The organism is Mycobacterium sp. TH-M82, assembly GCF_057473605.1.
Genome location: NZ_JBYCKY010000418.1, coordinates 1 through 1,841, shown reverse-complemented (window position 1 = coordinate 1,841; position 1,841 = coordinate 1). Strand labels below are relative to the sequence as shown.

At 66.8% G+C, this 1,841-nt stretch carries 2 protein-coding genes; both read left to right on the top strand.

Translation table 11 applies throughout. The features are described 5' to 3' along the window. Position 1 precedes the first annotated feature (1 nt). Positions 2-1,039, top strand: a complete 1,038-nt coding sequence (locus tag AC2VON_RS13065; protein ID WP_486953349.1) for an NAD-dependent epimerase/dehydratase family protein — start codon at positions 2-4, stop codon at positions 1,037-1,039. Beyond that, on the top strand, positions 1,036-1,841 hold an 806-nt coding region (locus AC2VON_RS13060; protein ID WP_486953348.1), incomplete at its 3' end, for an AI-2E family transporter. The genes AC2VON_RS13065 and AC2VON_RS13060, both read left to right, overlap by 4 nt.

Sequence of the window (1,841 nt, the reverse complement as noted above, 5' to 3'; positions counted from 1 at the left end):
GGTGGGCAGCGCGACGGTGCAGCGGCTCGCCGAGGACGGCCGACGCGTCGTCGCGACCGACCTCGGCACGCCCGCCAACCGCAGGGCGGCAGCCAAGTTGCCGGCATCGGTGGCGGTGCGCTACGCCGACCTCACCGATCCGGCGACCGTCGATGACCTGGTGGACAACGTCAACCCCACCGCGATCATCCATCTTGCCGCGATCATCGCGCCGCTGTGCTATTCGCGGCATCGGCTAGCGCGCAAGGTCAATGTCGACGCCACTGCCAATCTGGTGAAAACTGCTGCCGTACAGCCGACTCCGCCCCGTTTCCTGCAGGCTTCCAGTGTGGCGGTGTATGGACCACGCAACCCGCACCGTCGCACCGACGTGTTGTCCGCGACGACGCCGGTCAACCCCATCGACGTCTACGGCACACACAAGGTCGAGGCCGAGCGGTTGGTGCGCAACTCGACGCTGCACTGGGTGGTGCTGCGGCTCGGCGGTGTGTTGACCGTGCAACCGCGCTTCGACCTCGACCCCGACTTCATCGCGTTCGAGGGCATGCTGCCCGTCGACAATCGCATCCAGACGGTCGACGTCCGCGACGTCGCCCGGGCGTTCGCCGCCGCCACCACCGCCGACGTCGTCGGTGAAACACTGCTCATCGGCGGTGACGCCTCGCACCGGCTGGTGCAAGGCGATGTCGCCTCCGCCACCGCTGCGGCGATGGGCCTGGTCGGCGTGCTGCCGACCGGCCGCAAAGGTGACCCCGACAGCGACGAGGGGTGGTTTGCCACCGACTGGATGGACACCGACCGGGCGCAGGACGCCCTGACGTTTCAACACCATTCGTGGCCGGACATGCTGATCGAGACCGCCGAGCTGACCGGCTGGAAACGCTACCCGCTGCGGCTGGCCGCACCGTTGGCTCGCTGGTATCTCACCCGTAAGTCGGCCTACTACCGCAAGCCCGGCAGCTACGCCGACCCGTGGGCGGCCATTCACGACAAGTGGGGCGACCCCCGACCAGACCCCAGACCGGAGGAGTCAACATGAGCAACCGAGAAGCCCTCGTCGGCGGCGGTGCCTCGAATCGCGAATTCACCCTCACCCAGCGCCGCGCTCTGGCGGTCTTCACCGCCATCAGCCTGCTGTTCGGCGCGTACTTCCTGCGCGGCTACTTCGTCCTCGTCGTGGTGGCCGCCGTGGGCGCCTACGTGTTCACCCCACTGTTCACCCGGTTCAACCGGCGGCTTAACGCCGGATTGTCAGCGACCTGCACGCTGCTGGCGGCGTTGGTCAGCGTGATCGTGCCGATCGGGCTGTGTGTCTTCCTGGCGGTCATGCAGGTTTCCCGGTTGGTTACCCACGTCGGCGAATGGGCCCAAAAGACCGACGTGAACACCCTCGGCGACAAGGCCCTGCAGTTCGTCAACGACCTGCTGGCCCGGGTGCCGTTCGCGCACGCCGAAGTGACCATGGAATCGCTGCGACACGCGATGGTCAACGTCGGCCAGAAAGGCGGCGAACTGCTCCTGCATCTGCTGCAAAGCGCCGCCGGCAGCATCGTCGGCGTGGTCACCTCGGCGATTATCTTTCTCTACGTGTTCCTCGCGCTACTGGTCCACCGCGACACAGTGCGCACCTTGGTCGGCCAGCTCAACCCGCTGGGCGCAGAGGTCACCGATCTCTACCTGGCCAGGATGGGATCGATGGTGCGCGGCACCGTCAGCGGCCAATTCGTCATCGCGCTCTGCCAGGGCCTGGCCGGGGCGGCGTCGGTCTACATCGGCGGTTTCCACCAGGGCTTCTTCCTCTTCGTGATCTTGTTGACGGCGTTGTCGATCATTCCGCTCGG